Below are 5,399 nucleotides of genomic sequence, written 5' to 3'. Positions count from 1 at the left end.
GTATTACCCTCATTAATATTTTTTATATGAACACGTGCCACTGCCGTCAATAAGTTCTGTCAATAAAAACTTACAGAACCATTGATGAGAGTTTGGTGTCTGAAGGCATCTTTCCATCCGCGACAACGTTTCGCTAGCCGGAAAATGCTACTAATATCTCATATGAGTAACAAAACGAAAAATCATGTAACTAAATGTGTATTTAACGGAACTTTGTGAACTTAATCAAAATTCCGTTCCACCGGATAAGGGAAAACGCGATTGCTTATCTATCTATATGAATTATTTATGATTAATTTGGCTAAGCGGCAATTCGTTCATTTTGTGTATTGAATTCGTATTCTTTTTATTCAGTCTCTGTCTTTGCAAGATGTGCGGGTAAAGGTCAAAAAATGAGCAAATTTATCAGCGGTTTTGCTCAGTTATGAACATAAAGTGCGATCTGCATCACCAGGATGCACCGAAACAGTGCGTAACATAATTGTGATTTCCAGGTCTTGATGTTTAAGGTTGTTGAATTTTACTAACAGTAATTGACATAAAAAAAGGCCAGCTTGCGCTGGCCTTTCAGATTGATGTCAGAAAAATTTAGAATGTCGCGTTGCGCGGCGTCCGCGGGAACGGAATAACATCGCGGACGTTCTGCACGCCGGTGACGTAAGCGATGAGGCGTTCGAAGCCCAGACCGAAGCCGGAATGCGGCACGGTGCCGTAGCGACGCAGGTCGCGATACCACCAGTAGTCTTCTTTGTTAAGCCCCATCTCTGCCATACGCGCGTCAAGCACGTCGAGACGCTCTTCACGCTGGGAACCCCCGATAATCTCGCCGATGCCCGGCGCCAGAACGTCCATTGCCGCGACGGTTTTACCGTCTTCGTTAAGGCGCATATAGAACGCTTTAATGTCTTTCGGGTAGTTTTTCACCACCACCGGCGCTTTGAAGTGCTCTTCGGCCAGGTAACGTTCGTGCTCAGAGGAGAGATCCACGCCCCAGTACACCGGGTTCTCGAACTGTTTGCCGCAGTTTTCCAGAATGGTGACGGCGTCGGTGTAATCCACCTGGGCAAAATCAGCGGTGATAAAGCGCTGCAGACGGTCGATAGCGTCTTTATCCACGCGCTCGGCGAAGAACTGCATGTCGTCCGCACGCTCTTCCAGTACCGCTTTGAAGACGTACTTGAGCATCGCTTCCGCCAGGCCGGCAACGTCGTTCAGGTTGGCGAAGGCCACTTCCGGCTCCAGCATCCAGAATTCCGCCAGGTGGCGGCTGGTGTTGGAGTTCTCGGCGCGGAAGGTCGGGCCGAAGGTATAAATCTTCGACAGCGCACAGGCGTAGGTCTCGCCGTTCAGCTGGCCGGAAACGGTCAGGAACGACTCTTTACCGAAGAAGTCTTTGTCGAAATCGACTTTGCCCTGATCGTTACGCGGCAGGTTTTCCAGATCCAGCGTCGACACGCGGAACATTTCGCCGGCGCCTTCGGTATCGGAGGCGGTGATCAGCGGGGTGGAAACCCAGAAGAAGCCCTGTTCGTTGAAGAAGCGGTGCAGCGCCTGCGCCAGGGTGTGACGCACGCGGGCTACCGCGCCAATCAGGTTGGTGCGCGGACGCAGGTGCGCTACTTCACGCAGATACTCGATGCTGTGGCGCTTGGCCGCCATCGGGTAGGTGTCCGGGTCTTCTACCCAGCCGGTCACTTCCACGCTGGTCGCCTGGATCTCAAAGCTTTGACCTTGACCCTGAGAAGCTACGACTTTACCGGTGACAATCACCGAGCAGCCGGTGGTCAGACGCAGCACTTCCTGATTGTAATTGGGCAGAGAATTATTAATAACGGCCTGTACAGGATCAAAGCAGGAACCGTCATAGACGGCGAGGAAAGAAAAGCCAGCTTTAGAATCTCGGCGGGTACGCACCCATCCGCGGACCGTGACTTCGCTGTCAACGGCAACGCGGCCCTGGAGTACGTCGGCTACAGGCACAACGCTCATAATAATCTCTCTATGTAGTCCAATAAAAAAGTCTCTTCCCCCAACAGCGGGGGGATATCTATGTTACCTGTCATCTTCCATCAGACAAGTAGATTTCGCACAGGGAAGGGTGGATTTCGGAAATAAATACACCTCCGGGGCGTTCTTTGGCTCCCCATGTCGACTTTTACACGACTTACTCGATAATGACCGTCATTTCCTGCTTCGCATTTTGCATCGACACGATGGTCCGGAAAGACTTGATATTTCCCGAGGCAAAAAAGAGTTCACGGGTTAGCGCTTCGTATTCCGCCATATCACGGACGTTGATCACGAGCAGGAAATCGAAGTCGCCAGTGACATAGTAGACCTGCTGCACTTGCGGACAGGTTACGAAACGCTGTTTATCCTCCTCAAGCAGATCGAGACGTTCATTCTCAATGGTCACCTGCACCATAATGGTGATTGGTCTTCCCACTTTACTGGCGTCCACTAAGCTAACACTGCCTTTAATCACTCCTGCATCCTCCAGTGCAGCGATACGCCGATTGACTGCCGAAGGAGACAGGCTGATCCGATCGGCGATCTCCCGTTGCGACAAGCGATTATTACGCTGCAAGAGCGTAAGAATTTTTTTATCCCATGCGTCAAGTTTCATCATATATCTCGTCCTGCAAGCCTGTGATCAACCTCACTAATGCAACGTTGTTGCGTGAGAATGATAAAACAGAGTGAAAATTGCGGCGCGATGGGCAACTTTGCGCCAATTAACCGCCGGGCGCAGTGTACCATCACAGGCAGTGGGAAAGCGGTATATCGCGACAAAAAGCCTCTCACATTCTGACTTAACCAATTTAAAGCGACCGTCCTGTCTCAGGCCGCACGGATCCGTGCACCCGTTGTTTAGGCGGAATGGTCGCAAATAACGTTATCGTCGCAGGACGATATGAAAATAGAGGTGCCTGAATAGTGGACACAATTAAATTTCAACTTAACGCCCGGCGGCAGCCCTATGGCCAGGGAGCAGACTTGAGTCTGCTGAATGAAAGCGTGGGGAACGAAGTGCTGGCATTCCATCAAAAATTTCCTGATTACCGGGTCACGCCGCTGCGTAAGCTGGAATTTTTAAGCCAGCGGCTGGGGCTGGGATCGATCCATATAAAAGATGAAGCGCAGCGATTCGGTTTGAATGCGTTTAAAGGATTAGGCGGATCTTATGCGATGGGGAAATATCTCGCCGCTCTGCTTGAGCGAGATATTAATACGTTGAGCTTTGCCGAGCTTAATTCACCAGTGATTAAGGCGCGTATCAAGGACATCGTATTTGTGACTGCTACCGACGGTAACCACGGACGTGGCGTGGCGTGGGCGGCTGAGCAGCTTGGGCTGCGTGCGGTGGTGTATATGCCAAAGGGCTCGTCGCCGGTACGCGCGCAGAATATTCGCCGGCATGGCGCCGAATGCACGATTACTGAACTGAACTACGACGACACAGTTCGGCTGGCGGCCAAAACCGCGCGCGAGCAGGGATGGGTTCTACTCCAGGATACCGCCTGGCAGGGCTACGAGCAGATCCCCACATGGATCATGCAAGGCTATATGACCCTCGCTGTTGAAATCTGGCAGCAGCTGGCAGAAAGCGGAGCGTCGATGCCGACGCATCTGTTTTTACAAGCCGGGGTCGGGTCGTTTGCCGGTAGCATCATGGGATATTTCATCGAAAAGATGCAGCAGCAGGCTCCCACCATCATCATCGTTGAGCCGCACAAGGCGAACTGCCTGTTTCGCTCGGCAACCATTAATGACGGACTGCCGCACAGCGTCGGCGGGGATATGTCAACCCTGATGGCCGGGCTTGCCTGTGGTGAACCTAATATCACCAGCTGGCCAATGCTCCGCGACCATGCCACCTGTTTTATTTCCGCCGACGATTGTCTGGCGGCCAACGGCATGCGCCTGTTGGCCGCTCCGCGACCAGGTACTGACGAACCTTTTGTCTCCGGGGAATCCGGCGCTATTGGCACAGGAGTGCTTTATGCGCTGATGACTCAACCGGCGTATCGCGAGCTTGCCGAATCGCTGCGCCTGAATGCCGATGCACAGGTTCTGTTAATCAGCACGGAAGGAGATACATCACCCGATGTCTATGAAGACATCGTCTGGTTTGGCCGTAATGGTTGAGCGCTATCGACAATAACAAGGGGGCCATCTTACCTACCCTACAAGCCCTCGGTATGACAAGCGTTCTGACTCATAACGAAAACATACGCGCTTTCGCGTCATGCATAGAGAGAACCTGACCGATGAATACTGAAAATATAATTATCAATAAAGGATATTCCGATCCCGCAAAGTGGCATAGCGAAGATACCGTTTGGGTCCTTGGCCTGTTCGGTACCGCCATTGGCGCCGGGGTGCTGTTTCTGCCGATTAATGCCGGAATTGGCGGCTTCTGGCCGCTGCTGATTGTTTTTGTCCTCGCTTTTCCTATTACTTATCTGGCTCACCGCGGTCTGGCGAGATTCATTTACTCTTCCAATACGCCGGAAAGCAGTATTACCGATGTTATTGGCGAGCATTTTGGCGCGCTGGCGGGAAAAGTATTTACCGTCATCTATTTCTTCGCCGTCTATACCATTCTGATTATGTATGCGGTGGCTATCACCAACACCGCGCAGAGCTTTATCACCCACCAGTTGGCAATGGCCGAGCCTCCCCGGTCGCTGGTGGCCATCGTTCTGATCCTCGGGCTGATGTTTATCGTCCGTTTCGGACAGCGTTTGATAATGCGGGTGATGAGCACCCTGGTTTATCCCTTCATCATCTCGCTTATTTTTATGGCACTTTTTCTGATTCCGCACTGGAACGGCGCAATTTTGCAAACCGTAAGCTTCAGCGCCACGGGCGATACGCAGGGGATCATATTATCCCTGTGGATGACCTTCCCGGTACTGGTGATGTCGTTTAACCACTATCCCATCATTTCGCCGATGGTGGTGCGCCAGAAGCAGCGTTACGGTCTGGCGCTCGCTGAGGGTAAATGTGCGCAGATCCAGCGCTACGGTATCCTGCTCATGACGGTGGTGGTGCTGTTTTTTGTTCTCAGCTGCGTGTTAAGCCTGTCGCCGCAGCAACTGGCGGAAGCCAAAGCCCAGAATCTGTCGATTTTGTCCTATCTGGCCAATCAGTACGATACACCGATTATTGCCTGGCTATCGCCGATTATCGCCTTTGTCGCTATTACTAAATCATTTCTTGGCCACTACATCGGCGCCTATGAATCGCTGCGCGACCTGATTCTGGAGGCCGCCGCCGCACGCGGTAAAAAACCTGGTATTCGCCTCGTCGACGCGGTCATCCTGGTGTTTATGGTGCTTACCTGCTGGTTCGCCGCGTACAAGAACCCCACCTAGATTCTACGTCAGTACTTC

General features: G+C 52.1%; 3 protein-coding genes and 1 pseudogene. 2 read left to right on the top strand and 2 right to left on the bottom strand.

Features of this window, described 5'->3' with window-relative positions; translation table 11 throughout:
- Positions 1–588: 588 nt before the first annotated feature.
- Complete coding sequence (gene asnS / locus KHQ28_RS26400; RefSeq protein ID WP_002898206.1) at positions 589–1,989, bottom strand: asparagine--tRNA ligase; 1,401 nt, start codon at positions 1,987–1,989, stop codon at positions 589–591.
- 175 nt (positions 1,990–2,164) lie between these two features.
- Complete coding sequence (locus tag KHQ28_RS26395; protein ID WP_002898209.1) at positions 2,165–2,626, bottom strand: Lrp/AsnC family transcriptional regulator; 462 nt, start codon at positions 2,624–2,626, stop codon at positions 2,165–2,167.
- 311 nt (positions 2,627–2,937) lie between these two features.
- Between KHQ28_RS26395 and dpaL the strand changes: the two genes are divergently transcribed.
- Positions 2,938–4,149, top strand: coding sequence for a diaminopropionate ammonia-lyase (dpaL, locus tag KHQ28_RS26390; protein WP_004179185.1), 1,212 nt, complete (start codon positions 2,938–2,940; stop codon positions 4,147–4,149).
- Between the two features lie 122 nt (positions 4,150–4,271).
- Positions 4,272–5,378: pseudogene (locus KHQ28_RS26385) on the top strand (aromatic amino acid transport family protein); the annotation flags it as partial.
- Positions 5,379–5,399: the final 21 nt, after the last annotated feature.

The organism is Klebsiella sp. 28, assembly GCF_018223905.1.
Lineage (GTDB): Bacteria > Pseudomonadota > Gammaproteobacteria > Enterobacterales > Enterobacteriaceae > Klebsiella > Klebsiella pneumoniae.
This window is presented reverse-complemented; position numbering and strand designations above follow the sequence as displayed.